24 protein-coding genes, 1 pseudogene and 1 riboswitch are annotated in these 24,529 nt (G+C 76.7%); of the genes and pseudogenes, 11 read left to right on the top strand and 14 right to left on the bottom strand.

What is annotated here, in order from left to right:
• Nucleotides 1–48: 48 nt before the first annotated feature.
• The gene (locus tag ACRYR8_RS05130; protein ID WP_432483001.1) at nt 49–2,982 is read right to left on the bottom strand and encodes a glycoside hydrolase family 2 TIM barrel-domain containing protein; all 2,934 of its coding nucleotides are present in this window, start codon (nt 2,980–2,982) and stop codon (nt 49–51) included.
• A 209-nt stretch (nt 2,983–3,191) separates the two neighbouring features.
• Here ACRYR8_RS05130 and ACRYR8_RS05125 point away from each other — a divergent pair, with 209 nt between their 5' ends.
• From ACRYR8_RS05125 to ACRYR8_RS05110, 4 genes are all read left to right on the top strand, one after another.
• Nucleotides 3,192–3,995: a DeoR/GlpR family DNA-binding transcription regulator gene (locus tag ACRYR8_RS05125; RefSeq protein ID WP_432483000.1), complete on the top strand. Its 804-nt coding sequence runs from the start codon at nt 3,192–3,194 to the stop codon at nt 3,993–3,995.
• Between the two features lie 83 nt (nt 3,996–4,078).
• Complete coding sequence (galT, locus tag ACRYR8_RS05120; protein WP_432483006.1) at nt 4,079–5,179, top strand: galactose-1-phosphate uridylyltransferase; 1,101 nt, start codon at nt 4,079–4,081, stop codon at nt 5,177–5,179.
• A complete protein-coding gene (galK, locus tag ACRYR8_RS05115) occupies nt 5,176–6,393 on the top strand; it encodes a galactokinase (RefSeq protein WP_432482999.1) in 1,218 nt (405 codons plus the stop codon). The genes galT and galK overlap by 4 nt, the downstream gene beginning before the upstream one ends.
• A 104-nt stretch (nt 6,394–6,497) precedes the next feature.
• Entirely contained in the window at nt 6,498–6,791 is a 294-nt protein-coding gene (locus ACRYR8_RS05110) for a hypothetical protein (protein WP_432482998.1), read from the top strand.
• Nucleotides 6,792–6,840: 49 nt separating this feature from the next.
• Here the strand turns inward: ACRYR8_RS05110 and ACRYR8_RS05105 are convergent, their stop codons facing one another.
• Genes ACRYR8_RS05105 through ACRYR8_RS05090 form a run of 4 tightly spaced genes read right to left on the bottom strand, consistent with a single transcriptional unit; the run spans nt 6,841 to nt 10,536 of the window.
• Nucleotides 6,841–7,638 carry an ABC transporter permease subunit gene (locus ACRYR8_RS05105; protein WP_432482997.1) on the bottom strand — a complete coding sequence of 266 codons (798 nt, stop codon included), beginning with the start codon at nt 7,636–7,638 and terminating at the stop codon, nt 6,841–6,843.
• Nucleotides 7,635–8,609, bottom strand: a complete 975-nt coding sequence (locus tag ACRYR8_RS05100) for an ABC transporter ATP-binding protein (RefSeq protein ID WP_432482996.1) — start codon at nt 8,607–8,609, stop codon at nt 7,635–7,637. The genes ACRYR8_RS05105 and ACRYR8_RS05100 overlap by 4 nt, the downstream gene beginning before the upstream one ends.
• Nucleotides 8,610–8,612: 3 nt before the next feature.
• Entirely contained in the window at nt 8,613–9,599 is a 987-nt protein-coding gene (locus ACRYR8_RS05095; protein ID WP_432482995.1) for a hypothetical protein, read from the bottom strand.
• Complete coding sequence (locus ACRYR8_RS05090; protein ID WP_432482994.1) at nt 9,592–10,536, bottom strand: ABC transporter ATP-binding protein; 945 nt, start codon at nt 10,534–10,536, stop codon at nt 9,592–9,594. Before ACRYR8_RS05090 ends, ACRYR8_RS05095 begins: the two co-directional genes overlap by 8 nt.
• 82 nt (nt 10,537–10,618) lie before the next feature.
• On the opposite strand from ACRYR8_RS05090, the gene ACRYR8_RS05085 reads away from it, so the two are divergent.
• Both ACRYR8_RS05085 and ACRYR8_RS05080 read left to right on the top strand, forming a co-directional pair.
• Complete coding sequence (locus tag ACRYR8_RS05085; RefSeq protein WP_432482993.1) at nt 10,619–10,777, top strand: hypothetical protein; 159 nt, start codon at nt 10,619–10,621, stop codon at nt 10,775–10,777.
• Nucleotides 10,774–11,673: a DUF1353 domain-containing protein gene (locus ACRYR8_RS05080; RefSeq protein WP_432482992.1), complete on the top strand. Its 900-nt coding sequence runs from the start codon at nt 10,774–10,776 to the stop codon at nt 11,671–11,673. The genes ACRYR8_RS05085 and ACRYR8_RS05080 overlap by 4 nt, the downstream gene beginning before the upstream one ends.
• 62 nt (nt 11,674–11,735) lie before the next feature.
• Here ACRYR8_RS05080 and ACRYR8_RS05075 read toward each other — a convergent pair whose 3' ends face one another.
• On the bottom strand, nt 11,736–12,572 hold the full coding sequence (locus ACRYR8_RS05075; RefSeq protein ID WP_432482991.1) for an exodeoxyribonuclease III: 837 nt from the start codon (nt 12,570–12,572) through the stop codon (nt 11,736–11,738).
• Between the two features lie 88 nt (nt 12,573–12,660).
• On the opposite strand from ACRYR8_RS05075, the gene ACRYR8_RS05070 reads away from it, so the two are divergent.
• Nucleotides 12,661–13,710: an alanine racemase gene (locus ACRYR8_RS05070; protein ID WP_432482990.1), complete on the top strand. Its 1,050-nt coding sequence runs from the start codon at nt 12,661–12,663 to the stop codon at nt 13,708–13,710.
• Between the two features lie 153 nt (nt 13,711–13,863).
• Nucleotides 13,864–14,712, top strand: coding sequence for a MerR family transcriptional regulator (locus ACRYR8_RS05065; protein WP_432482989.1), 849 nt, complete (start codon nt 13,864–13,866; stop codon nt 14,710–14,712).
• Here the strand turns inward: ACRYR8_RS05065 and ACRYR8_RS05060 are convergent.
• On the bottom strand, nt 14,709–15,314 hold the full coding sequence (locus ACRYR8_RS05060) for a TetR/AcrR family transcriptional regulator (protein ID WP_432482988.1): 606 nt from the start codon (nt 15,312–15,314) through the stop codon (nt 14,709–14,711). The genes ACRYR8_RS05065 and ACRYR8_RS05060 overlap by 4 nt on opposite strands.
• A 35-nt stretch (nt 15,315–15,349) precedes the next feature.
• On the opposite strand from ACRYR8_RS05060, the gene ACRYR8_RS05055 reads away from it, so the two are divergent.
• On the top strand, nt 15,350–16,375 hold the full coding sequence (locus ACRYR8_RS05055) for a DMT family transporter (protein WP_432482987.1): 1,026 nt from the start codon (nt 15,350–15,352) through the stop codon (nt 16,373–16,375).
• A gap of 627 nt (nt 16,376–17,002) precedes the next feature.
• Here ACRYR8_RS05055 and ACRYR8_RS05050 read toward each other — a convergent pair.
• A pseudogene (locus ACRYR8_RS05050) lies at nt 17,003–17,326 on the bottom strand (alpha/beta fold hydrolase); the annotation flags it as partial.
• Between the two features lie 422 nt (nt 17,327–17,748).
• Entirely contained in the window at nt 17,749–18,192 is a 444-nt protein-coding gene (locus tag ACRYR8_RS05045; RefSeq protein ID WP_432482986.1) for a hypothetical protein, read from the bottom strand.
• 83 nt (nt 18,193–18,275) lie between these two features.
• Here ACRYR8_RS05045 and ACRYR8_RS05040 point away from each other — a divergent pair, with 83 nt between their 5' ends.
• Nucleotides 18,276–18,758: a winged helix-turn-helix transcriptional regulator gene (locus tag ACRYR8_RS05040; protein ID WP_432482985.1), complete on the top strand. Its 483-nt coding sequence runs from the start codon at nt 18,276–18,278 to the stop codon at nt 18,756–18,758.
• On the opposite strand, the gene ACRYR8_RS05035 is transcribed toward ACRYR8_RS05040, so the two are convergent.
• Nucleotides 18,755–19,765 (bottom strand): 1-aminocyclopropane-1-carboxylate deaminase, encoded by a 1,011-nt coding sequence (locus ACRYR8_RS05035; protein ID WP_432482984.1) that lies wholly within the window; start codon nt 19,763–19,765, stop codon nt 18,755–18,757. The two genes, ACRYR8_RS05040 and ACRYR8_RS05035, sit on opposite strands and share 4 nt — an antisense overlap.
• Nucleotides 19,766–19,855: 90 nt before the next feature.
• Between ACRYR8_RS05035 and ACRYR8_RS05030 the strand changes: the two genes are divergently transcribed.
• Entirely contained in the window at nt 19,856–20,500 is a 645-nt protein-coding gene (locus ACRYR8_RS05030; RefSeq protein ID WP_432482983.1) for a GntR family transcriptional regulator, read from the top strand.
• A 16-nt stretch (nt 20,501–20,516) separates the two neighbouring features.
• Here ACRYR8_RS05030 and ACRYR8_RS05025 read toward each other — a convergent pair whose 3' ends face one another.
• The 4 genes from ACRYR8_RS05025 to ACRYR8_RS05010 form a co-directional block, all read right to left on the bottom strand.
• The gene (locus ACRYR8_RS05025) at nt 20,517–20,924 is read right to left on the bottom strand and encodes a PPOX class F420-dependent oxidoreductase (RefSeq protein ID WP_432482982.1); all 408 of its coding nucleotides are present in this window, start codon (nt 20,922–20,924) and stop codon (nt 20,517–20,519) included.
• Nucleotides 20,925–20,994: 70 nt separating this feature from the next.
• Complete coding sequence (locus ACRYR8_RS05020) at nt 20,995–21,882, bottom strand: bifunctional methylenetetrahydrofolate dehydrogenase/methenyltetrahydrofolate cyclohydrolase (RefSeq protein ID WP_432482981.1); 888 nt, start codon at nt 21,880–21,882, stop codon at nt 20,995–20,997.
• Nucleotides 21,879–23,183 (bottom strand): serine hydroxymethyltransferase, encoded by a 1,305-nt coding sequence (gene glyA / locus ACRYR8_RS05015; RefSeq protein WP_432482980.1) that lies wholly within the window; start codon nt 23,181–23,183, stop codon nt 21,879–21,881. Before glyA ends, ACRYR8_RS05020 begins: the two co-directional genes overlap by 4 nt.
• Nucleotides 23,184–23,214: 31 nt before the next feature.
• A riboswitch (ZMP/ZTP riboswitch) is annotated at nt 23,215–23,322 on the bottom strand.
• Between the two features lie 70 nt (nt 23,323–23,392).
• Entirely contained in the window at nt 23,393–24,526 is a 1,134-nt protein-coding gene (locus tag ACRYR8_RS05010; RefSeq protein ID WP_432482979.1) for an isochorismate synthase, read from the bottom strand.
• Nucleotides 24,527–24,529: the final 3 nt, after the last annotated feature.

Below are 24,529 nucleotides of genomic sequence, written 5' to 3'. Positions count from 1 at the left end.
CGGCCCCTCCGCCCGCGGGCGGAGGGGCCGTCGCCGTTGCCGGGGCGCTCAGCCCAGCGGGCGCAGCACCAGCGAGAACGTGCGCGGCTGCGCCTGGAGGCGGTGCTGCGGCAGCGCGCCGGGCCCGCACGAACCGGTGCCGATGCCGTGCTGGGCGACGTCCAGGTGCAGGTGCACCGAACCGGAGTCGGCCAGCTCGGGGGTGTGCGTCGCGGCGTCGAGCTCGGCGGTGCTCCAGCGCCGCGCGGCGAACGCGACGTGCGGCTCGCCCTCCACGCGCAGGCCCCCGGCCGGGCCGCGCAGCTCCACCCAGCGCGCGTCGGCGCGGCGGCCGTTCTCCTGCGGCCGCACGTACGGCGTCTGCAGCTCCTCCAGGCTCGCGGTGAACCGGCCGACGCGAGTGGCGGCGCCGGTGTCGGCGTACGCCTCCCCCGGCCCGCGGCCGAACCAGGTCGCCTCCGCCAGCCCGTGCGGCAGCCGCAGCCGCACCCCCAGGCGCGGCAGGGGGGCACCGAGGGAGCCGGTGGGAACCTCGGGGGTGAACTCCACCGCGAGGTGCACCGCGCCGGTGGTGTCCGCGGACCAGCGGAACACCGCGACGAAACCGGTGTCGGTGCCGGCGGCCGCGGTGCGGGTGGTGACGACGAACTCCTCGCCCTCGACCAGCGCGGAGGCGGTGCGGGTGCGCAGCCGGTCCAGGCCGAGCTGCCGCCAGGTCTTCTCCAGCACCTCGCCGTGCAGGCCGGCGTCGTTGTCGGTGGGGGCCCGGAACAGGTCCAGCACCGGGCCCTCCTCGACGGCCAGGCCGCCGAGGGAGCGCAGCGCGCCGGTGCGGGCGTCGAGCACGGCCGCACCGAGCAGGACGTCCGCGCCGCGACGCACCGGTGCGAGCGCCTCGCCGCGCGAGGCCGGCGCGGCCGGTGCGAGCTGCACCTGGCCGCGGGAGAGCACGTGCCCGGCACCGGCCCACGAGGTGTCGCCGGCCAGGGCGGCGGTGACGGTGAACCACCGCTCCCCCGTCGCCGGGGCGAGGGCGAGGACCTCCTCGGGCAGTTCCAGCACCGCCGACTCGCGGGGCCCGAGCTTCGGGACGGGCAGCGTCCCGCGGGCCGCTTCGCACCCCTCGTCCTCGACGGTCCACGTCAGCGCGACGTGCGCCAGGTCCACGACGTCGTAGCGGTTCGTCAGCCGCAGCAGGTCCCCGCTGGGGGTCTCCTCCACGGTGAAGCGCGCCTGCGAGACGACGGCGGCGTGGTCGAGCAGGCCGGGCGAGGGGGTGCGGTCGGGCAGCACCAGGCCGTCGGCGACGAAGTTGCCGTCGTGCAGCTCCTCGCCGAAGTCGCCGCCGTAGGCGAACCGCTCGCGCCCGGCGGCGTCGCGCTGGCGCAGGCCGTGGTCGATCCACTCCCACACGAAACCGCCCATGCAGCGGTCGGAGGACTCGAAGAGCTCCTGGTACTCCACCAGGCCGCCGGGGCCGTTGCCCATGGCGTGCGCGTACTCGCACTGCACGAACGGCATGGCGCGGCGGCGGGTGTCCAGGTCGGCGTCGGCGAGCTGCTCCTCGGCGCGCTCGGCGATCGCGGCGACCTCCTCGTGGGAGGCGTACATGCGCGAGTAGACGTCGACGTAGGGGCTGTCCCAGTCGTGCTCGTAGTGCACGGGCCGGGAGGGGTCGCGGTCCTTCAGCCACGCGGACATCGCGCGCAGGTTGCAGCCGGTGCCGGACTCGTTGCCCAGCGACCACAGCACGATCGAGGGGTGGTTCTTGTCGCGCTCGACGGTGCGGCGGATCCGGTCCAGGTACGCCTCCTCCCACGCCGGGTCGTCGGAGGGGTTGCCGCGCCAGTCCAGGAACACGAACCCGTGGGTCTCCAGGTCGCACTCGAGGACCACCCACAGGCCGTGCTCGTCGCACAGCTCCAGGAACCGCGGGTGCGGCGGGTAGTGGCTGGTGCGGACGGCGTTGACGTTGTGCCGCTTCATCAGCAGCACGTCCGCGAGCATCTCCTCCTCGCTGAGGGTGCGCCCGGTGTCGGGGGAGAACTCGTGCCGGTTGACGCCGCGCAGCTTCACGGGGCGGCCGTTGACGGTGAACACCCCGTCGGTGATCTCGACCCTGCGGAAACCCACCCGCAGGCGGGTGCGCTCGCCGGCGGTGACGACCTCCGCGTCGTACAGGCGCGGCACCTCGGCCGACCAGGGTTCCACGGCACCCAGCTCCACGTCCTCACCGGCGGCGGCGTCCACGCCCAGCTCGGGCAGCAGCACGCGCGCGGTCACGGGGTTCCCGTCGGCGCCGGTGGCGTCCACGCGCAGCAGGCCGCTGCCGGTGGCCGCGTCGTAGTCGGCGTGCACGAAGACGTCCTCGGCGGCGCCGGCGGGGCGCGCCAGGAGGGTGACGTCGCGGAAGATCCCCGACAGCCACCACATGTCCTGGTCCTCCAGGTAGCTGCCGGAGGACCACTGGTGCACGCGCACGGCCAGGACGTGCTCGCCGCCGGCTCCCCCGCCGGCGGCCAGGGCGTCGGTGACGTCGAACTCCACGGCCAGGCGGCTGCCCACCGAGCGGCCGACCTCCACGCCGTCGACCCACGCGGTGAAGGCGGAGTCCACGCCGTCGAAGCGCAGGACGGCCCGGGTCCCGCTGCCGTCGAGGAACCCGGCCGGGAGGGTGAAGGCGCACCGGTGGTCGCCGGTGGGGTTCTCCTCGGGCACGTGCGGGGGCTCGACGGGGAAGGGGTAGACGACGTTGGTGTAGGCGGGCGCGCCGTGCCCCTGCAGCTGCCAGTGCCCCGGCACGGTGGTGGAGCCCCAGGCGGCGTCGTCCAGCGCGGGGTCGGCGAGGTCGGCCGGGGTGTCGGCGCGCCCGGTGCAGCGGAAGCGCCAGCGGCCGTTCAGCGACAGCGCGGGCGCGTCGCTGCGCGTCCACGCGCGCGCGGGCAGCGCGCCCCGCGAGGGCGCGTGCTCTTCGAACCACATCGTGCGAACTCCTTCGTCCCGGGGCTGTGCCACGCCCCGACCCTGGTCCGCCGGGGCCACCGCGTCAACAGCTGCGCACAAGAACGAACACCCCGGATGTTCGCCCGTGTTCGGCCGTGTTGACTCCACGGGGCGCCGGAGGCATCCTCGACCGGTCGCCGGCCCCCTGAGCCGGCTCGTGAGCCGGCCGTGAGGAGGGGTGCCCAGCAGTGCTCGCCCGCAGCCGCCAGGAGGCGATCCTGGACGCCGTGCGCCGCCGCGGCAGCGTGCGCGTCGCCGACCTCGTCGAGCAGCTCGGCGTCTCGGACATGACGGTGCGGCGCGACATCGCCGAGCTGGCCCGGCGCGGCCTCGTGGACCGCGTGCACGGCGGCGCCGCCACCCCCGGCAGCAGCACCGAGCCCGGCTTCGCGGCCAAGTCGGTCCTGCGCACCGCGCAGAAGCGGGCCATCGGCGCCCTGGCCGCCTCCCTCGTCGAACCCGGCGCCTCGGTGGCGCTGTCCGCCGGCACCACCACCGTGGAGGTCGCCCGGCACCTGCGCGACGTGCCCGGGCTGACCGTCGTGACGAACTCCCCGCCGGCGGCCGAGGTCCTGCACGACCCCGCCCGCGGCGACCGCACCGTCGTCCTGACCGGCGGCACCCGCACCCCCTCCGACGCCCTCGTGGGGCCGGTGGCCGTGCGCAGCCTGCAGGACCTGCACGTGGACCACCTGTTCCTGGGCGTGCACGGGCTGGACGTGCGCGCCGGGCTGACCACCCCCAACCTCGTCGAGGGCGACACCGGCCGCGCCCTCGTGGACGCCGCCGCCCGCGTCGTGGTCGTGGCCGACTCCACCAAGTGGGGCGTGGTCGGCCTCACCACGATCGCGGCGCTGGAGGAGGTCGACGTCCTCGTCAGCGACGACGGCCTGCCCGCCGACGCCCGCCGGGTGCTCGCCGAGCGCACCGGCCGCCTGCTGCTGGCCGAGGTCCCGGCCGGCGCCACCGCACCCCAGGAGGAGAACGCGTGAGCACCACCACCGGACCCGGGCGCGAACCCGAGGACGGCCTGCGCCGCAGCGGGACGCACGAGTTCCGCCGCACCTCCACGCGCATGGCCGACGGCCGCGAGCTCATCCACTTCGACGACACCGACCCGTGGCTCTCGGGCGAGCGCCCCCGCGACGCGGTGGACCGCCGCCCGCTGCCACCGGCCGACGAGGTCGTGCGCGGCGGCTCGCAGGTGCGCTGCGACCCGCTGACCGGCGACTGGATCGCCATGGCCTCGCACCGCAACGACCGCACCCTCATGCCGCCGCCGGACCAGGACCCGCTGGCTCCCACCGTCCCCGGCGGCTTCCCCACCGAGATCGCCGACGACGCCTACGACGTCGTGGTGTTCGAGAACCGGTTCCCCTCCTTCTCCACGCGCGTGGGCGGCGAGCCGGGCCTCGTGGACGGCGAGGAGCTGTGGCCGGTGCGCCCGGGCACGGGGCGCACCGAGGTCATCTGCTTCACCAGCGAGGCGTCCGGCTCGTTCGGGACGCTGACCCCGCACCGCGCGCGCACCGTGGTGGAGGCGTGGGTGGACCGCACCGAGGGCCTGGCGCGGGTGCCGGGGGTGGAGCAGGTGTTCTGCTTCGAGAACCGCGGCGAGGAGATCGGCGTGACCCTCCCGCACCCGCACGGGCAGATCTACGGCTACCCGTACGTCACCCCGAAGACGCGCACCATGCTCGCGCGGGCGGCCGAGCACCGCGCGGCCACGGGCCGCAACCTGTTCCGCGACGTGCTGGACGCCGAGCGCCGCGCCGGCACCCGCGTCGTGCTGGAGACCGAGCACTGGACGGCGTACGTGCCCGCGGCGGCCCGCTGGCCCGTGGAGGTGCACCTGGCCCCGCACCGCGACGTGCCGGACCTGCCGGCCCTGGACGACGCCGAGCGCGCCGACCTGGTCACCGCCTACCTGGACCTGCTGGGCAGGCTGGACCGCTACTACCCCGACGACCACCCGCTGCCCTACATCGCCGGCTGGCACCAGGCCCCCGTGCGCACCGGGCGTGAGGAGTTCCGCTTGCACCTGCAGGTCTTCAGCGTCCTGCGCGGCCCCGGCAAGGTGAAGTACCTGGCGGGCTCGGAGTCCGCGATGGCCGCCTGGATCAACGACACCACGCCCGAGCGGATCGCCGCGCGGCTGCGGGAGGTGGCCGCGTGAGCGTCCCCGGTCCCTCCCCGGCCCCCGCGTTCTTCGAGGCGCCCGCACGGGCCGAGGCGGCCGAGGCCGTCGCCGAGGCGTACCTGGCCACCTACGGCGAGACGCCCGAGGGCGTGTGGTCCGCGCCCGGCCGGGTGAACCTCATCGGCGAGCACGTCGACTACACCGGCGGCCTGTGCCTGCCGCTGGCGCTGCCCCACCGCACGTTCGTGGCGCTCAGCCCGCGGCACGACGACGTCGTGCGGGTGCGCTCGGCGCAGGAGGCCGGTGCCGACTGGGAGGGGTCGCTGGCCGACGTGGGCCCGGGCTCGCCGGAGGGCTGGGCCGCCTACGTCGCCGGGGTGCCGTGGGCGATGGGCCACGAGCACGGGTTCGACGCCGTCGTGGACGGGCACGTCCCCCTGGGGTCGGGCCTGTCGTCGTCGGCGGCGCTGGAGTGCGCCGTGGCCATCGCGCTGGCCGACCTGGCGGAACTGCCCACCGACGACGCGGGGCGGGCGGAACTGGCCGGTGCGTGCGTGCAGGCGGAGAACGTCGTGGCCGGCGCCAGCACCGGCGGCATGGACCAGGCCGCGTCGCTGCGCTGCCGCCCCGGCGGCGCGATCCTGCTGGACACCCGCGACGACACCGTCGCGCACCTGCCCCTGGACCTGGCCGGCGCGGGTCTGGAGCTGCTGGTGGTCGACACCCGCGCCGCGCACTCGCACTCCGGCGGCGAGTACGGCGCCCGCCGCGCCGACGTCGAGCGCGCCGCGAGGGTGCTGGGCGTTCCGACGCTGCGGGAGGTGGACCCCGCCGACCTCGACGAGGTCCTCGCACGCCTGGCCGGCGAGGACGGCGGGCAGGTGCTGCAGCGGCGGGTGCGGCACGCCGTCACCGAGATCGAGCGGGTGGCCCGCACCGCGGCGCTCCTGCGCGCCGGCCGGGTCCGCGAGGTCGCCCCGCTGATGGACGCCTCGCACGAGTCGCTGCGCCACGACTACGAGGTGTCCTGCCGCGAGCTGGACCTGGTGGTGGACACCGCCCGAGCGGCCGGGGCCCTGGGGGCGCGGATGACGGGCGGCGGGTTCGGCGGTTCCGCGATCGCGCTCGTGGAGCGTGAGGCGGTGCCGGCGGTCGCCGCCGCGGTGCGCGACGCGTTCGCCGCGGCGCAGCTGCGGGCGCCGCAGTTCCTCGCCGCGCTGCCCTCGGCGGGTGCGGGCCGCGACACCTGAGCGGTCGGCCCCCGAGCGGTCGCCACCCCGCGTTCGGCGGGGGTTCACCGGATCTCCGCCCGCCGGTTCCGCGGGCGCGGCCCGCAGCGGGCAGCATCCGCCGGGTGCACGGGTGGGGGGTCCTCGCGGTGGCGGCGTCCGCGCTGCTGTCCGGCGCGGTCCTGGCCACGTCCTGGTGGCTGAACCGGCGGGCGTGGCGGGCCCGCGTGGAGGCCGACCGGCGGTGGCTGCGCGCCCAGGGCGTCGACCCCGGCGCGGCTCCGCGCACCCCCGCCGCCTGGCGCCTCGTGCTCACCCCCGACCTCGGCCCCGACGGGGTGTTCCTGCTGGACCTGGCCGAGCAGGACGGCCGTTCCCCCGCCTCCGGGACCGTGCCGCGGGGCGGCGGCGCCGCCTAGGTGCACCCGGCGAGGTGCTCGGCCGCGCGCGGCGGTTCACCGGCCGCGCTCACGCCCCCGCCACGTCCATGCGCTGCAGCCGCCACGACGCCAGCGCCACCGACACCACCGCCACCCCGGTCAGCACCAGCGCCGAGGTGGTCACGCCCGTGGCGGCGACCGTGCCCAGCGGCACGTCGCCGGGGATGGCGAGGGTGGCGACGCGACGGCCGTAGGAGCCGATGGACAGCCCCCGCAGCGCCGGCGCCAGCCCCGCCAGGAACGTCTCCCACAGGACCACGTACGCCAGGCCCGCCAGCAGCCCCCGCCGCGCCAGCAGCGACAGCAGGACGAACAGCCCGCAGTACGCCGCGGCGCTCAGCACCGTGGCCAGCACGACACCGGCGAGGACGTCCCCGGCGGGCAGGTTGATCGACGTGCCCACCACCGCGCACGCCACCACGGCGGGCAGGCACACCACCACCGTCGACACCCACGCCGCGGCGGCGCGCGCCACCACCACGTGCCAGCGCGGGCGCGCCACGCCGCGCAGCAGGGGCAGTGTGCCGCCCTCGCGCTCGTCGCCGAACGCGCCGATGCCCAGCACCAGCGCCACGATCGGCACCACCAGCCCCACCAGCAGGTCCCCCGCCAGCGTCGTCTGCAGGCCGTAGCGGGCGGGCACGCTCGTGGCGGCCAGCACCACCACGGCGACCGCGGCCACCGTCAGCGGCAGCAGCGCCAGGGCCGCGGTGCGCCCGCGCAGCAGCGACCCCCGCAGGGAGAAGCCGAACAGGGTCGTGGAGAAACCCCCCGAGGTGCCCCCCGGGACCCTCCTCGTCGTGGTCGTGGTCGTGGTCTCGCTCACCGTCCCGCCCCCCTCGCCCGCCGCACCAGGTGCGCGAACGTGCTCTCCAGGTCCTCACCCACCGGTTCCACCCGCCGCAGCGTCGCCCCGACCCGCCGGGCCAGCCGCGGGACCGCCTCGGCCAGCGCGACCGCCCGCGGCGCCTGCACCACGACGCCGCCGCGGCCGGAGGCGTCGCGCTGCACGGACTCCACGACGCCCTCCGCCAGCAGCAGGCCCGCCAGCTCCAGCACCCGCGGGCCGTCCAGGTGGACGCTGCGCGGGCGGTCCACGAGCGCCTCGCGGATCGCGGCGGGCTCCCCCTCGGCGACCAGCCGGCCGTTGACCACCACCAGGACCCGCCTCGCCATGCGCTCCACCTCGCCGAGCACGTGGGAGGACACCAGCACGGTGCGGCCCTCCGCGCCCAGGCTCGCGACCAGGTCCACGTCGGCGCGCCGCTGGGCGGGGTCCAGCCCGTTGAACGGCTCGTCCAGCAGCAGCACCTGCGGGTCGTGCACCAGGGCCTGCGCCAGGCGCACCCGCTGGCGCATCCCCTTGGAGAAGCCGCCCACGCGCCGGTGCGCGGCCTCGCCCAGCCCCACCCGGTCCAGCGCCGCGGCAGCGGCGGCACCCGCGTCGCGCACGCCGCGCTGACGGGCCAGGAAGGCCACCTGGGCGTGGGCGGTGGCGTGCGACCAGGTGCCCTCCCCGTCGGGGACGACGCCCAGCCCGCGGTGCACCCGCTGCTCGGCGTGCGGGTCGCCGCCGAGCACCCGGACCACGCCCTGGCTGGGGCGCACCGACCCCGCCAGCAGCGACAGCACCGTCGACTTGCCCGCGCCGTTGTGCCCCAGCAGGCCGGTGACGCCCGGCCCGAGGGCGAAGGACACGTCCGAGAGGGCGACCGTGTCGCCGAACCAGCGGCTCACGCCGTCCAGCTCCACCACGGCACCCGCCCCGGCACCCGCCCCGAGGACCCGCTCGCTCACGCGTCACCCCCCTTGCCGAAGCGCGGGGGGGGGGGGGGGGGGGGGGGGGGGGCCCGGCGCGGCCCCCCCCCCCCCCCCCCCCCCCCCCCCCCCCCCCCCCCCCCCCCCCCCCCCCCCCCCCCCCCCCCCCCCCCCCCCCCCCCCCCCCCCCACCAGCGCCGCCCACGCCACCCACGCCGGTGCGCCCTGCGGCGCGGGCGCACCCGTGACCACCGCCGTCGCCAGCACCACCGGGCCACCGGCCGGGTCGAGCACCAGCGGCCAGTCCGCCTCCACCACGAGCGCCAGCAGGCGCGCCAGCACCGGGCCCACCAGCACCACCGCCAGGTAGCCGCCCACGGCCACCACCCGGCGCGACGTCAGCGACGCCACCGCCAGCCCCAGCGCCGCGTGCGGCAGGACAACCACCAGCGAGGCCAGCAGGATGCGCGGCAGGTCCCCGGCGTTGTCGGCGAACCAGCGGCCCGGCTCGTCCGCCGTCGCGATGGACCCCGCGAACAGCACCAGCGCCGGGCCCAGCACGATCAGCGCCAGCAGCGCCAGCGCCGCCAGCACCTGCCCCACCAGGTACTCCGCCCGCGACAGGGCGGTGGCGAAGTACAGCGACAGCACGCGGTCGCGCCGGTCGCGCGTCAGGACCGTCGGCACCGCCGTGGCGACGAACGCCAGCACCACCACCGAGTTCGTCGCCAGCAGCTGCGGGTAGCCGATGAGCTCGGTGGGCTGCACGCCCACCTGGGGCACCAGCAGCGGCACCGCCACCACCGCCAGCGCCGGCAGGTACGCCACCGCGAGCAGCAGGAACGGCCACACCTTCGCGCCGGCGCTGCGCCGCAGGCCAAGCGGCCGGCGCACCGCCGCCGCCACGAGCGCGCCCACCGCGCTGCGCCGCGGGCGCAGCGCGCCCGTGAACCGCGAGTACCGCACGTCGTGCAGGACCGCGCGGGGGGCCCCCGCCCCCGCCTGCCCCTCGACCGCCGGTTCAGCCACCGTGACCCCCCATCGCGTCCAGCACCACGTCCTCCAGGCCCCGCCGCTCCGTCACCAGCCGCTCCAGGGCGCGGCCCTGCTCGGCGGCCAGGTCGCGCACGGCGTCCAGCGCGGCGTCCGTGCCGGCGCTCAGGCCCACCTCCCCCGACGGTGCCGGCGAGACCCGCACCCCCAGGGGTTCCAGCCGCGGCGCCAGCGCGGCGGCGAACGCCGCGGGGTCGCCGCTGACGCGCACCCGCACCGCGCCACCGGGGTCGTGACCGACCGCGACGGGCCGCTGCGCCGCCAGCGCCCCGGCCCGCAGCACCACCACCTCGTCGCAGGTGCGCTCCACGTCGTCCAGGACGTGGGAGCTGGCGACCACCCGCACCCCCAGGTCGCGCGAGAGCCGCCGCACCAGCAGCAGCATCTCCTCGCGACCGGACGGGTCCAGACCCGACGTCGGCTCGTCCAGCAGCACCAGTTCCGGGCCGTGCACGAGGGCCTGCGCGAGCTTCGTGCGCTGCTGCATCCCCAGGGAGTACGTCCCCACCGGGCGGCGCCGCTCCTCCTCCAGGCCCACCGCGAACAGCACCTCGCTGGTGCGGCGCACCGCGTCCCGCCGGCCCAGGCCGCGCAGCCGCGCCAGGTGCACGCACACCTCCTGCGCGGACATGTCCAGCGGCAGGCACGGGTGCTCGGGCATGAACCCCACCCGCCGCCGCACCTCGGCGCGCTCGCGGGCCGCGTCCAGCCCCAGCACCCGCAGCGTCCCGGCGTCCGGGCGCGTCAGGCCCAGCGCCGTGCGCATGAAGGTGGACTTGCCGGCGCCGTTGGCGCCCAGCAGACCCGTGGCGGGCGCGGTGAACGCGACGGTCAGGCCGTCCAGCGCCCGCACCTCGCCGAAGCCCTTGCTCAAGCCGGCGCACTCGATCGCCGGCGGGTCCGTGGTCAGCACGGGGCCAGTGGACCACCCCGCGGGGCCGCGCGGGTCGGTCCTGCGTCGCGCGTCGGGTCGGCGGATCGGTGATGATCGGCGGGTGGTGGGCGCCGAGGTGGTGGAGGCCGACGTCGTGGTCGTCGGGTCGGGCCCGGGCGGGAGGCCGACCGCGCACCGCGACGACGCCGTGGACGCGGCCGGGGCGGTGGTTCCGGACCCGCCCGCGGCGGTGCGGGCGCGGCCGGGCGGCGGCCGGTGAGCCCGCACGAGCCGTCCGGCGCCCCCCGCCTGCCCGAGCGGCGCCCCGCCCACCTGGCCGGCAGCGGGTTCTTCGACCCGCGCGCGCCGGACGTGCCGTGGTCGGGCGAGGTGGCGCTGCAGCGCTACCTGGTGGACGGGTGCGCCGACCGCGAGCGCTTCCGGCTGGACCGGCCGGTGGGCTACTGGGACGCCCGCCTGGGCCCGGTGGTGGTGCCCGCCGACCCGGCGACCTTCGCCACGGACCTGACGTCGGTGCCGCCGCCGCTGAGCTGGCTGGTGCCCGCGACGGGCCGGCACCTGCCGGCCGCGCTGGTGCACGACGGCCTCGTCGCCGGTGCGGACGGGCCCGCCTCCTACCTGGCGCGGCGGCCGGTGGACCGCCTCGCCGCCGACCGGCTGTTCCGGCGGGCCCTCCGCGACCTGGGGGTGTCGCGGCTGCGGCGCGCGGTGATGTGGGCGGGGGTGTCGGTGGTGACGGCGCTGACCGGTCCGGCGCGGCGGTCGTGGCGGGCGTGGGCGGCGGCGGCCGTCACCGCGGCGGTGGTGCTGGTGCTGGGGACGCTGGCGACGGTGGACCTGCTGGACCGCGCCGCGGTGCTGCCGTGGATGGGTGCGCGGGCGTGGTGGGCGGAACTGCTCACCGGTGCCCTGGCGGCGCTGGTGGTGCCGCTGCTGCCGGCGCCGCTGTGGGGGCGGCACTGGCGCGCGGGCGCGGTCGCCGGGGTCGCCGCTGCGTTCCTGCTGCACGTCACGGTGGGGGTGGTGCTCGCCTCGGCGGGTTTCGCGGCGGCCGACGCCCTGACCAGCGGCCGGCCCGGCCGGGCGCTGCGGTGGGCGGCGCTGGTGGCGCTGCTGGGCGGGACGGTGGCGGGGACGGTGGCGCTGGTGCGCTGAGGGGCTCAGCGAGCCGCGGCGGCGTTCCTCGCCGCGGTCCTCCCCGGCTCACGCTCCCCGGCTCACACGTCGTAGGTGACGACGACGGGCGCGTGGTCGCTGAACCGCTCCGCGTAGGACGGTGCGCGGTCCACCACCGCGCTGGTCGCGCGCGCCGCGAGCTCCTCGGTGGCGACGTGCAGGTCGATGCGCCACCCGGTGTCCCGGTCGAACGCCTGCCCCCGCCAGCTCCACCACGAGTAGGGGCCCTCGACACCGGGGTGCAGGGAGCGCACCACGTCCACCCAGCCCGACGCGAACCAGCGGTCGTAGTAGGCGCGCTCGGCGGGCAGGAAACCCGCCTTCTTCAGGTTCCCCTTCCAGTTCTTGATGTCCTCGTTCCGGTGGGCGACGTTGTAGTCCCCGCACACGACGGCGTGGTTCCCGCTCTCGCGCAACTGCTTCAGCCGGGCGGTGACCGCGTCGAGGAACGCGTGCTTGTCGTCCTGCTTGGGGGTGTCGGCCTCACCGGTGTGCACGTAGACGGAGACGACGGTCACCGTGCCCGACGGGGTCCGGACGTCCAGCTCGACCCAGCGGCCGGCGCCGTCGAAGCGCGGGTGCAGGGTGGCGCGCTGCTCCCCCACCGGCAGCCGGGTGGCCACCGCGACCCCCGCGCGGCCCTTGGTGCCGGCGTCGGTGGGCTCGCAGTGCGCGACGTGCCAGCCCCGCCCCAGGGCCTCGTCCAGCAGGGACCCCAGCACCTCGTCGGGGGCGCGGACCTCCTGCAGGCACAGGACGTCGGGGTCGCGCTCGGCGAGCCAGGCGGCCATGCCGCGGCGCACGGCGGCGCGGACCCCGTTGACGTTGACGGTGGCGACGGTGAGCGGCTTCTTCTGCGGGGTCTTCGCTGCGGGCACGGACCGGCACGCTACCCGCGGCCCGCCGGCACCCCGTGCGGCCCGGTGGGGGTCCGGCGGGGCGCGTCGGCCTCGGTAGCCTCCCGGCGTGCCGCACCCGCCGACCCCGCACCTCGTCGTCGACCTGGACGTGCTCGAGCGGAACCTGGCGTCGGTGGCGCGCCCCGGCGGTCCCGCGGTGCGCCCGCACGCGAAGACGCACAAGTGCGCCGAGGTCGCCCGGCGCCAGCTCGCCGCCGGGGCGGTGGGGCTGACCGTGGCGACCGTCGGGGAGGCGGAGTTCTTCGCCGACGCCGGCTGCCCGGACCTGTTCGTCGCCTACCCCGTCCACGCCGACGCCGACCGGGCGCGGCGGCTGCGGGCGCTCTCCGAGCGGGTCGCGCTGCGCGTCGGCGTGGAGTCGGTGGAGGCGGCGGAGCTGCTGGGGCGCGCGGTGCCCGGCCTGGAGGTCGTCGTGGAGGTCGACAGCGGGCACCACCGCACGGGGGTGGAACCGGGTGGGGCGGCGCGGGTCGCCGTCGCGGCCGCGCGCGCCGGGCTGCGCGTGGTGGGGGTCTTCACCTTCCCCGGGCACGGCTACGGACCGGGCAACCCGCGCACCGCCGCGGCGCAGGAGGCCGCCGCGCTGGCCGCGGCCGCCGACGGGCTGGAGCGGGCGGGGCTGCCGGCACCGGTCCGCAGCGGCGGGTCCACCCCCACCGCCGCCGCCGCGGACCCCGGCGTGGTCACCGAGGTCCGCCCCGGCGTGTACGTCTTCAACGACGCGCAGCAGGTCGAGACGGGCACGTGCGGGTTCGGCGACGTCGCGCTCACGGCGGCGGGCACGGTCGTCAGCCGCCGCCCGGGCCGCGTCGTGCTCGACGCTGGCAGCAAGGTCCTCGGTGCCGACCGGCCGGCCTGGGCGAGCGGTTTCGGGCGGTTGCCGGACTCCCCCGGAGCGCGCGTCCCGGCGCTGTCGGAGCACCACGCGACGGTGGAGCTGCCCGCGGGCGAGGCCGTGCCCTCGCTCGGCGACGTGGTGCGGGTGGCGCCGAACCACGTGTGCGCCGCGGTGAACCTGGCGGACGAGCTCGTCGTCGTGCGCGGCGGGCGGGTCGTGGACCGCTGGCCGGTGGGGGCGCGGGGGCGGAACTCCTAGGGCCCTGTCCTGCGGATCCTCAGCGCCCGTGGCGCGTCCTGCGCGCCGCACCGGTGCGGTCACGAGCCCGCGGTCGCCGATCGGCGTCAGGGCGACCGCCCGGAACCCGCCCCTTGACCCTCACACCGTGTCAGCCTCGACGGTGGAGGTGCCATGTTCAGCATCGGGGAGTTCGCCACCGTCGCCCGGGTGTCGGTGCGCATGTTGCGCCACTACGACGCCCTGGGTCTGCTGCCGCCCGCGGCTGTGGACCCGTCCACCGGCTACCGCTCCTACAGCGCCGCCCAGCTCGGCCGCCTCAACCGCGTCCTGGCCCTGAAGGACCTGGGGCTCACGCTCCAGCAGGTCCGGACCGTCCTGGACGAGGAGGTCGCGGTGGAGGAGCTGCACGGGATGCTCCGGCTGCGGCGGGTGGAACTGGCGGCGCAGGTCGCGGCCGACGCCGCTCGCCTGCGGGCGGTGGAGGCGAGGATCCGAGTGATCGAGGAGGAGGGAACCATGGGAACCCAGGACGTCGTCGTCAAGGACACCGACCCCGTGCGCGTCGCGGAGCTGTCCGCAGTGGCTGCGAGCTTCGAGCCGGACGACATCGGCCCCGTCATCCAGCCCCTGTACGGGGAACTGCACCGCAGGCTCGCGGAGGCGGGCATCCAGCCCGCCGGGCCGGGCGTCTCCCGGTACGAGCACGCCGGCGAGGACGGCGAGGCGGTCCGCGTGCACGCCGGGGTCGTCGTGGGCACGCACGAGACGGCCCGCGGGGGTGTGGAGGTCGTCGACCTGCCCGCCGTGCGGGTCGCCACGATCGTCCACCACGGCCCGATGGACGGCGTGGACGCCACCTGGCAGGTCCTCGCGCGCTGGATCGAGGACAGCGGCCACCGGCCCCTCGGCCTCGGCGGGGAGGTGTACCTGGACTACTGCCCCGAGGACCCGTCGAGCGGGGTCACCGAACTGCGGATCCCCGTCGCACCGGCCGCCGGCGACTCGCAGGGCAGGCCCTAGAGCACGTCCCGGGGGCCGCGGTCGGCGGGGGCCGCGGCCTCGAGCAAGGACAGCGCCGCTTCCCGGGTGCGCTCGAAGACGTCGTCGAAGACCCCGATGCCGTGGGAGACCAGGGCGCCCTCGTGCAGGAGGAACAGCGCCTGCGCGAGGTGCTGCGGCTGCGGTGCACCGGAGCGCTCGACGACGCTCCGGAACAGCTGGAGCATCCAGCGCTTCTGCTCGACGATCACCTGGTGGGCGGGGTGGGCGGGGTCGTCCACCTCCGCGTGGGCGTTCACCATGGCGCACCCGTTGAACCCCTCGGCGTGCGACCACTCCCGCGAGGCGGCGAGGAGGGCGTCGAGCTGCTCGGCGGCGCTCGGCCCGGCCGCCTCGAGCCGTTCGGCCAGCAGTTCCCGCCACCGCCGGTCGCGGGCGGTCAGGTACTCCACGACCAGTCGTTCCTTGCTGCCGAAGCGGTCGTAGAGGGTCTTCTTGGTGACGCCCGCGCGCTCGGCGATCGCCTCGACCCCGACGGCGTGGATGCCGTGGGCGTAGAAGAGCTCCGAGGCGGCCGCCAGCACGGCGCGGGCCTTCGGCGTCCAGTCGATGGCGACGTCCACGAGCGTGACTATACCGGTCGGGTTACCGTGGGACCATGAATATACCGATCGGTTTACTGCGCAGGCGTGGCGCGGCGGTCACCGCCGCCCTGTCGGCGCTGTTCGTCGCGTGCTGGTCCTCGGGCTTCGTGGGGGCCAAGCTGGGCGCGCAGGACGCCGACGTGCGCACGGTCCTGATGTGGCGGCTGGTGCCGCTGGCCGCCGTGCTCGTCCCCGTCGCGCTCCTGCGGCACCGGCGAGCCGCCCGCCGGCCGAACCCCCCGCCCGCGACCGGCCGCCGCGAGCTCCTGCGCCAGGTCGGCATCGGGGCCCTGTCGCAGTCGGGCTACCTGATCACCGTGTACTGGGCGATCGGGCTGGGCGTGAGCACCGGCACCACCGCCCTCATCGACGGCGCGCAACCCCTGGTGGTGGCCGCCCTCGTCGGCCCGCTGCTCGGCGTCGCGGTCAGCGGCCGGCAGTGGGCGGGCCTGCTGACGGGACTGGCCGGGGTCCTCACCGTCACCTGGGCCGACGCGACCTCACCGCGCACCGACGCCCCGCCGTGGGCCTACGCGATCCCCTTCGCCGGGATGCTCTGCCTGGTCGCGGCGACCTTCCTGGAGCGCCGGGCACGGTCCCGGCCCCGCCCGCTGCGCAACCTCACGATCCACTGCACCACCTCCGCCGTCGTCTTCACGGTCGTGGCCGCGCTCGGCGGCGCGGCGGTCGTCCCCGACCAGCCGCGGTTCTGGGTCGCGACGGCCTGGCTGGTCGTCTTCCCCACCTTCGGCGGGTACGGGTTGTACTGGCTCCTGATGGACCGGGTCGGGGTCACGACCGTCAACAGCCTCATGTTCCTCGTCCCCCCGGTCACCACCGTCTGGGGAGCGGCGCTGTTCGGCGAGCCCGTCACCCCGCTCACCGTCGCCGGCCTGGCCCTGGCGCTCACCGCCACCCGGCTCGCCACCGCGCGCAAGGGGCGTGAGCCGGAACCGCACCCGGTTCGCGACGACTCGCGCGAAGTTCCGGAGTCGACCCCGCAGAGGTTCCGGACGACCAGGAGGAGGTGCCTGCCGTGACCAGGTTCGCGACCACCGGGTACGGCGACCGGGACGACGACGCGGGAGGTGCCCTGGGCGTCGACCGACCGCGACCCGCGGCGCTCCTCCCCCGACGAGCGGATCCCGAGCCTGCGCGCCGGACCGCCAGGGGATCCGGAAGCAGGACTCGACCTCCCGCGCGATCTGCCGTGACGCCGCGTGGTGGACGTGGTGCCCCGCGTCCAGGACGAGGGTCTTCGACGTCTCGACCCCCCGCAGGTAGTCGGCGTGGGCCTCCCACCGCCACCCCCGCTCCACGCCCCCCTCGGCCGTGACGACGAGCAGCGCGGGGACCTCGCGGGGGAACACCGCGTCGTGCCGCTCCCCGAGCACTGCCTCCTCGCGCCGCGACCGGTCCATCACGTTGCTGCTGAGCCCGCTCCGGTTCGTCAGCACCCGCTGCCGCCGCAGGTCGGCCGCGGAGCACCCCTGTGCGCTCGAGGCACCGCTCAGGAGGTTCGGGTCGTCACCCGAGATCGCCTGCGCCGCGCGCACCCGGCCCAGGGCGCTCGCCCACCCCAGGTGCTCGGGAACCGGGGAGGGGGCGTCGGAGACGTCCGCACCGGGGGCGAAGCCCACGGCGCGCAGCACGGTCGGTTCCAGGGCGACGACCCCGGCGGTCTCCCGCGGGTGGTCGTGGGCGAACCGCAGGGCGCACAGGGCGCCGACCGAGTGCGCGGCGAAGACGTACGGGCCCTCGACGCCCGCGGCGCGCAGGGCGGCGCGGACGTCGGCCGCGACGTTCGCCGGCGTCACCGCCCGGTCCGTGGCGTCGCTCCACCCGCAGCCGAACGGCTCGACCACGGCCACCGTCGCGGAGTCGGCGAGGGCCTCGGTGAGCGGCTCGAAGTCGTCCACCGGCGCCGCCGTGCCGAGACCCGGCAGGAGCACCACGGTCCGGTCCCCGCCGCCCCGCACGTGGACGTGCATCGCGTGCCCGCCGACCTCGACGAGCCGCCCCGGAGGTTCCTGCGCGGAACGCTCGGTCCGCGTCAGGACGACGTCGGTGACCTCCACCCCGACGACGGCGAGGGCGGCGACGACGAGGAACCCGATCCCCGCGCGCACCGCCCGGCGCCGCCACCGGCGGACGCGGGGACGCCTCGCGCGTGGCGGGTTCCCCGGTACGGAGCGGACGGGGGTGGAGGTGGTCCTGTTCACGAGACCGCGGTGCCGCGACCCGCGACCGCACCGCGTCGACCCGCCAACGGACCGGGGCGTGCCACCGCAGGCGGATCCCGCCCCCGCTCCCCACCGCTGCGAGCCCTGCCCGCCCCGCCCGCCGCACGCCGACGCCCGCCCGCGCCGGCGCGCGCGAGGAGCGCGGTGCGACCGGGCGGCGCCGTCGCCCGTCAGCGCCCGCGGCCGTCCACGTCCGCGCACCCGGCGAGCTGCCGCACCAGGGGCGGGCTCATCACCCTGCCGGCGACCGAGAACCCCGAGGGCAGCGTCTCGTGGACGCGGCACCAGACGCGCGCCCCTCCCCGGGCGTCCATCCCGTCGACCTCCTCGACGACGGCCGACGTCAGCTCCGCCAGGACCGCTGCGCGCGCGGGTTCGTCGAGCACTCCGGGCAGGGTGTGCAGGACGACGTCGATGCGCGGCTCCCCGGACGGTCGCCCACCCACGTGGACGCCGTCCCAGGCGCGGGTGGTGACCACGGCCAGCGGCCGGGACGTCGGGGTGTCGGGCAGCCCCTCCGCCGCCAGGGCGATGGCGCTGAGGCGATCGGCCAGGGCGTCGAGCTGCTTCTCGCCCAGGGCGTCGCGGGAGTAGGAGATCTCGACGAGGGGCACGCGGGCTCCAGTGGGTTGCGTTAGAGGACTGACTCGCCGCAGCGTAGGAGGAGTAGGTTCACTCGCGCTACCGAGGAGGGTGGATGAAACGCACGAGCTTCGCGGACTGGCAGTGCTCGGTGGCCCGCACCACCGACCTCATCGGGGACTGGTGGACCCCGCTGGTGCTGCGTGACGCCTCGAGGGGCACCACCCGGTTCGACGACTTCCAGGCCAGCCTCGGCATCAGCCGCAACGTGCTGTCCCAGCGCCTGGAGCGCCTGGTCGGCGAGGGCATGCTCCTCCCCCGCCCCTACAGCCTCCGCCCCCCGCGGCAGGAGTACCTGCTGACCGAGAAGGGCCGCGACTTCTTCGGCGTCATCCTGGCGATGATGGCCTGGGGCGACCGCTGGCTCGCCGACGGCGAGCCCCCCTTCCCGCTGCGCCACACCACCTGCGGGCACGTGACGACCCCGCAGGTGACGTGCGCGCAGTGCGGCGGGCGCCTCGACCTGGCCACCGTCGAACCCGCCGGCCCGGCCGACCCCGACCGTGAGCGGCGGCCGGGCGCGCGGGCCGCTCCCTAGTCGCGGAACAGCCCCGCGTAGGCGTTGAGCGCCGGCTGCCCGCCGAGGTGCGCGTACAGCACGTTCGAGCCGCGCGGGATGGTCCCGTCCTGCACCAGGTCGATGAGCCCCGCCATCGACTTGCCCTCGTAGACGGTGTCGAGGACGACGCCCTCCAGGCGCCCGACGAGCCGGATCGCCTCCAGGGTGGAGGCCACCGGCACGCCGTACAGCTCGCCCGCCCAGCCCTCGAGCACCTCGATCTCGTCGTCGCGCAGGTCGCGGCCCAGGCCGATGAGGTCGGCGGTGCGGCGGGCGATGCGCGCCACCTGGTCGCGGGTCTCGTCGACCTTCGCGGAGGCGTCGATGCCGATGACGCGCCGAGGGCGGTCCTGGGCGGCGAAGCCGGCGACCATCCCGGCGTGGGTGGAGCCGGTGACCGAGCACACGACGACCGTGTCGAAGAAGACGCCGAGCTCCCGCTCCTGCTGCTGGACCTCCTCGGCCCAGCGCGCGAAGCCGAGCCCGCCGAGCGGGTGGTCGGACGCGCCGGCGGGGATGGCGTACGGGGTGCCGCCGGCCGCGCGCACATCCTCGACCGCCTTCTCCCAGCTGGGCTTGAACCCGACGCCGAACCCGGCCGGGTCCAGGCGCACCTCGGCACCCATGATCCGCGAGAGCATGATGTTGCCGACCCGGTCGTTGAGGGCGTCCGGCCAGTCGACCCAGTTCTCCTGCACCAGCACGGCCTTGAGCCCCAGGTGCGCGGCGACGGCGGCCACCTGGCGGGTGTGGTTGGACTGGTACCCGCCGATGGAGACCAGGGTGTCGGCACCCTTCGCCAGGGCGTCCGGCACGAGGTACTCCAGCTTGCGGGTCTTGTTGCCGCCGTAGGCGAGGCCGGAGTTCACGTCCTCGCGCTTGGCCCAGACGCGGGCACCGCCCAGGTGGGCGGTGAGCCGGTCCATCGGGTGCACCGGGCTGGGCCCGAAGGTGAGCGGGTGGCGGGGGAAGTCGCTGAGGGCCACGACGGGTCCTTCCGGAGAGGGGCGGGGTGCTGAGTGCAACATTTTGCACCCAGCACCCCGCGCCCGGGGCCACCGCCGTAGCATCGGCCCGTGCCCGTCCCCGCCACCGAGGGAGTCCACCGCCGCGACCTGCTGCGGGACCGCGTCTACGCCTCCCTGCGCGACGCGATCGTCGACGGCACCCTCGCCCCCGGGGAGCGCCTGCGCGACCCCGACCTGGAGGCGTGGCTGGGCGTCAGCCGCACCCCCATCCGCGAGGCGCTGCAGCGCCTCGAGCGGGTGGGGCTCGTCGTCACCCGCCCCGGCCGCTCCACGACCGTCGCCCCCGTCGACTCGGCCGCCACGCGTCACGCGCAGCAGGTCGCCGCGGGCCTGCAGGAACTCGCCGTGCGCCTGGCCGTGCCCCGCCTCACCGGCGAGGACGTGACGGGCATGCGGCGGGCCAACGCCCGCTTCGCCGCGGCCCTGGCCGCCGGGGACACCGACGCCGCCCTCGCCGCCGACGACGACTTCCACGCCGTCGCGCTGCGCGCCAGCGGCAACCCGCTCATCCGCACCCACTTCGAGCAGGTCTCCCCCCTGCTGCGCCGCGTCGAGCGCCGCCGCTTCGCCTCGCGCGCCGGGCAGGGCTCCGTCGAGCAGCACGAACGCGTCGCCGCGGCGTGCGCCGCCGGGGACGTCGAGGCCGCCGCCCGCGCCGTGCGGGAGAACTGGCACTCCCTCGAGGAGGCGTGAGGCCGGCGGCCCCGCCTCACCCGGTGCGCGGCAGGACGACCTCGATGCCCGCCGGCACGGCGGGCCGCGCTCCCGGGCGCAGGCGCGCCAGGCGCCCGCCGAGGCGGAACAACCGCCCGGCCACCGGGTAGCGGCGCAGCACCGCGCCCCGGGCCGCGAGCGCCGCGTCACCGTCCAGCACCCGCGCCTCGGCCTCCACCTGCGGACCGGTCGGGCGGCCTCGCGCGGTGCAGGCCCGCACCAGCACGCGGGGGGTGTTCCGCACCCGCTTGACCTTCCAGGCGTCGCGGTCGGTGGACACCAGCAGGCGCTCGCCGTCACGGGTGAACCACAGCGGCGTGGGCTTGGGCCGCCCGTCGCGGGTGAAGGTGGTCAGCAGGACGTACTTCGACTTCTCCAGGCCCGGGGGCCACGCGGTGGGCACCCCGTCAACGTAGGGCGCCGCCGCCCCGGGCGGGAACCGGGACGACGGCGTGCGGCGGTGAGGGGCGGTCTCAGCGCAGGCCGGCGGCCCGCTCGGCGCTCTCCACGACGTTCGTCAGCAGCAGCGCCCGCGTCATCGGCCCCACCCCGCCGGGGTTGGGGGCCACGAAGCCGGCGACCTCGGCGACGTCGAGGGCGACGTCCCCGGTGAGCTTCGCCTTGCCCGTGACCGGGTCCGGGACGCGCGAGACGCCCACGTCGAGCACGGCGGCGCCCGGCTTCACGACGTCCTTCGTCACCAGGCCCGGCACGCCCGCCGCGGCGACGACCACGTCGGCGCGGCGCAGGTGGGACGCGAGGTCCTTCGTGCCGGTGTGGCACAGCGTCACCGTGGCGTTGGGGTGCCGGCGGGTCAGCAGCAGCCCGATGGGCCGCCCGACCGTGACGCCGCGGCCGACCACGACGACCTCCGCGCCGTCCAGCGGGACGTCGTGGCGCAGCAGCAGGTCGATGACGCCGCGCGGGGTGCACGGCAGCGGGGAGGTGATCTCCTCGCGCACCCGCAGCACCAGCCGGCCCAGGTTCGTCGGGTGCAGGCCGTCGGCGTCCTTGTCCGGGTCCACCATCTCCAGGACGCGGTTCGCGTCGACGCCCTTCGGCAGCGGCAGCTGCACGATGAACCCGGTGCAGTCCGGGTTCGCGTTCAGCTGCGCGATCTCCGACTCGATCTCGCCCTGCGTGGCGGTGGCCGGCAGCTCCACCTGGATCGAGGAGATGCCCACCTCGGCGCAGTCGCGGTGCTTGCCGCGCACGTACGACGCCGAGCCGGGGTCGTCGCCGACCAGGACGGTGCCCAGGCCCGGCACGACACCGCGCTCGCGCAGCACCGCCACCCGCTCGGTCAGGTCGGCCTTCACCGCCGCGGCGGCCGCCCTGCCGTCGAGGACGACCGCGCTCACGCGAACGTCTCCGCCGCCGGGTACAGCGGGAAGCGCTCGGTGAGCTTCGCCACCCGGGCGCGCAGCGCCTCGGCGTCGAAGGCCGGCTTCAGCGCCTGCGCGATGACGTCGGCGACCTCGGTGAACTCCGCCGCGCCGAAGCCGCGCGTGGCCAGCGCCGGGGTGCCGATGCGCAGGCCGGAGGTGACCATCGGCGGGCGCGGGTCGAACGGCACCGCGTTGCGGTTCACGGTGATGCCGACCTCGTGCAGGCGGTCCTCGGCCTGCTGCCCGTCCAGCTGCGACTCGCGCAGGTCCACCAGCACCAGGTGCACGTCCGTGCCGCCGGTGAGGACGGACACGCCGGCCTCCTTCGCGTCGGCCGCGGTGAGGCGCTCGGCGATGATCTTCGCGCCCTCCAGGGTGCGCTCCTGGCGCTCGCGGAACTCCGCCGAGCCGGCCACCTTGAACGCCACGGCCTTGGCGGCCACGACGTGCATGAGCGGGCCGCCCTGCTGGCCGGGGAACACCGCCGAGTCGACCTTCTTCGCGAACTCGCCGGTGGTGAGGATCAGGCCCGAGCGGGGCCCGGCGAGGGTCTTGTGCACGGTGGAGGTCACGACGTGCGCGTGCGGCACCGGCGAGGGGTGCAGGCCCGCGGCCACGAGGCCGGCGAAGTGGGCCATGTCGACCATGAGGTGCGCGCCGACCTCGTCGGCGATCTCGCGGAAGGCGGCGAAGTCCAGCTGGCGCGGGTACGCCGACCAGCCCGCGATGATCAGCTTCGGCCGAGCCGACAGCGCGGTGGCGCGCACGACGTCCATGTCCACGCGGAAGGTCTGCGGGTCCACGCCGTAGGCCGAGACGTCGTACATGCGGCCCGAGAAGTTGATCTTCATGCCGTGCGTGAGGTGACCGCCGTGGGCCAGCTCCAGGCCCAGGATGCCGTCGCCGCCGCGGATGAAGGCGTGCATGGCGGCGGCGTTGGCGCTGGCGCCGGAGTGCGGCTGGACGTTGGCGTGCTCGGCGCCGAAGAGCTCCTTGGCGCGGGTGCGGGCCAGCTCCTCGGCGACGTCGACGTGCTCGCAGCCGCCGTAGTAGCGCTTGCCGGGGTACCCCTCGGCGTACTTGTTGGTCAGCACCGAGCCCTGCGCCTGCAGGACGGCGCGCGGCGCGAAGTTCTCGCTGGCGATCATCTCCAGCGTGTCGCGCTGGCGGCCCAGCTCGGCGTCGAGGACCGCGGCGATCTCCGGGTCGACCTCGGCGAGCGGCCGGTCGGTGACCCCGGCGGGCGCGGTGGGGGTGGGCAGGACGTCGGTCACGATCGCTCCTCGGGCTCGGGCGGCGTTGGCGACGCGAGGCCCAGGCGGACGACCCCGTGAACGGCGGGCGGGCGCGGTGAGCGGAACACCCGTTGCCGCTCCCCGGTGGTGACCACCTTCGCCAGTCGCGGCAGCGCCAGCCTAGCCCAGCACGCCCGGCGGCGCGGACCCCCGGCCGCCCCGGGGACCCGCCCGCGGCGGCCGGGCCCTCAGCGCCGGACGGCGGCCTCCAGGACCGTGCGCATCTTCGCGGCCGTCTCCCGCACCTCCGCGTCGGGGTCGGAGCCGGCGACGATGCCCGCCCCGCCCAGGATGCGCATGAGGTTCCCGGCGACCTCCGCGCAGCGCACCCCCACGACCCACTCGCCGTCGCCGTCGCCGTCCTGCCAGCCGACCGCACCCGCGTAGCAGCCGCGGTCCACCTCCTCCACCTCCCGGATCGCCCGCACCGCCGCGCGGCGGGGCCAGCCGCCCACGGCGGGAGTGGGGTGCAGGGCGGCCACCAGGTCCACCGACGTGGTCCCGGTGTCGTTGAGCAGCGCCGTGATGCGCGTGGCCAGGTGCCACACCGTCGGGGTGGCCAGCAGCTCCGGCTCGGGGGCGTTGACCGTGCGGCAGAACGGGCGCAGGGCCTCCACCACGGCGTCCACCACGTACGCGTGCTCGCGGCGGTCCTTGTCGGAGGCCATCAGCGCGTCGGCGCGGCGCAGGTCCTCCTCCGGCTCCGGGGAGCGCGGCACGGACCCGGCCAGCGGCCGCAGCAGCACGCTGGGCCCGCGCCGGCGCAGCAGCAGCTCCGGGCTCGCGCCGACCAGCCAGCGCCCCCCGGGCTGCGCCGGGTCGTCCACCGGCACCGCGAGCGTCGTGGCGGCCGGGTTGCGCGCCGCGAGCTCGGCGACCAGCTCGGGCACCGGCCAGTCCACGAGGGCGGTCAGCTCCAGCGACCGGGCCAGCACCACCTTCTGCACCTCCCCCGCCTCGATGCGCGCCAGGACCTCGCGCACCGCCGCCGCGTACGCGGCCGGCGAGGGGTGGGGGCGGCTGCGCGCCACGGTCGCCGGGGCCGGCAGGTACCCCGCGGCGGGCATCAGCGGGCCGGGGCTGCGCACCGCGGGACCCACCCGCAGCGCACCGGGGGCGGACAGGTCGAAGGGCACCGCTCCGGCCACGACGACGCCCTCCGGCTCCTCCTCCAGCGCACGGCCCGTGCTGCGCAGCTGCTCGGCGCCGGAGCCGCCGGGCACCAGCGGGCGGGGGCCGGTCTGCACCAGGGTGCTCTTGGCGTCGGAGAAGACGGTGGCGCCGGCGCGCACCGCGAGGGTCGCCGCGGCGGGTTCTGGCACGCG

Source organism: Kineococcus esterisolvens (assembly GCF_050871405.1).
Lineage (GTDB): Bacteria > Actinomycetota > Actinomycetes > Actinomycetales > Kineococcaceae > Kineococcus.
This window is presented reverse-complemented; position numbering and strand designations above follow the sequence as displayed.

Excerpts from the sequence above, each read along its gene's own strand:
- ACRYR8_RS05130 (WP_432483001.1), bottom strand. The coding sequence starts at position 2,982 with ATGTGGTTCGAAGAGCACGCGCCCTCGCGGGGCGCGCTGCCCGCGCGC.
- galT (WP_432483006.1), top strand. The coding sequence starts at position 4,079 with ATGGCCGACGGCCGCGAGCTCATCCACTTCGACGACACCGACCCGTGG.
- ACRYR8_RS05065 (WP_432482989.1), top strand. The coding sequence starts at position 13,864 with ATGTTCAGCATCGGGGAGTTCGCCACCGTCGCCCGGGTGTCGGTGCGC.
- ACRYR8_RS05055 (WP_432482987.1), top strand. The coding sequence starts at position 15,350 with ATGAATATACCGATCGGTTTACTGCGCAGGCGTGGCGCGGCGGTCACC.
- ACRYR8_RS05040 (WP_432482985.1), top strand. The coding sequence starts at position 18,276 with ATGAAACGCACGAGCTTCGCGGACTGGCAGTGCTCGGTGGCCCGCACC.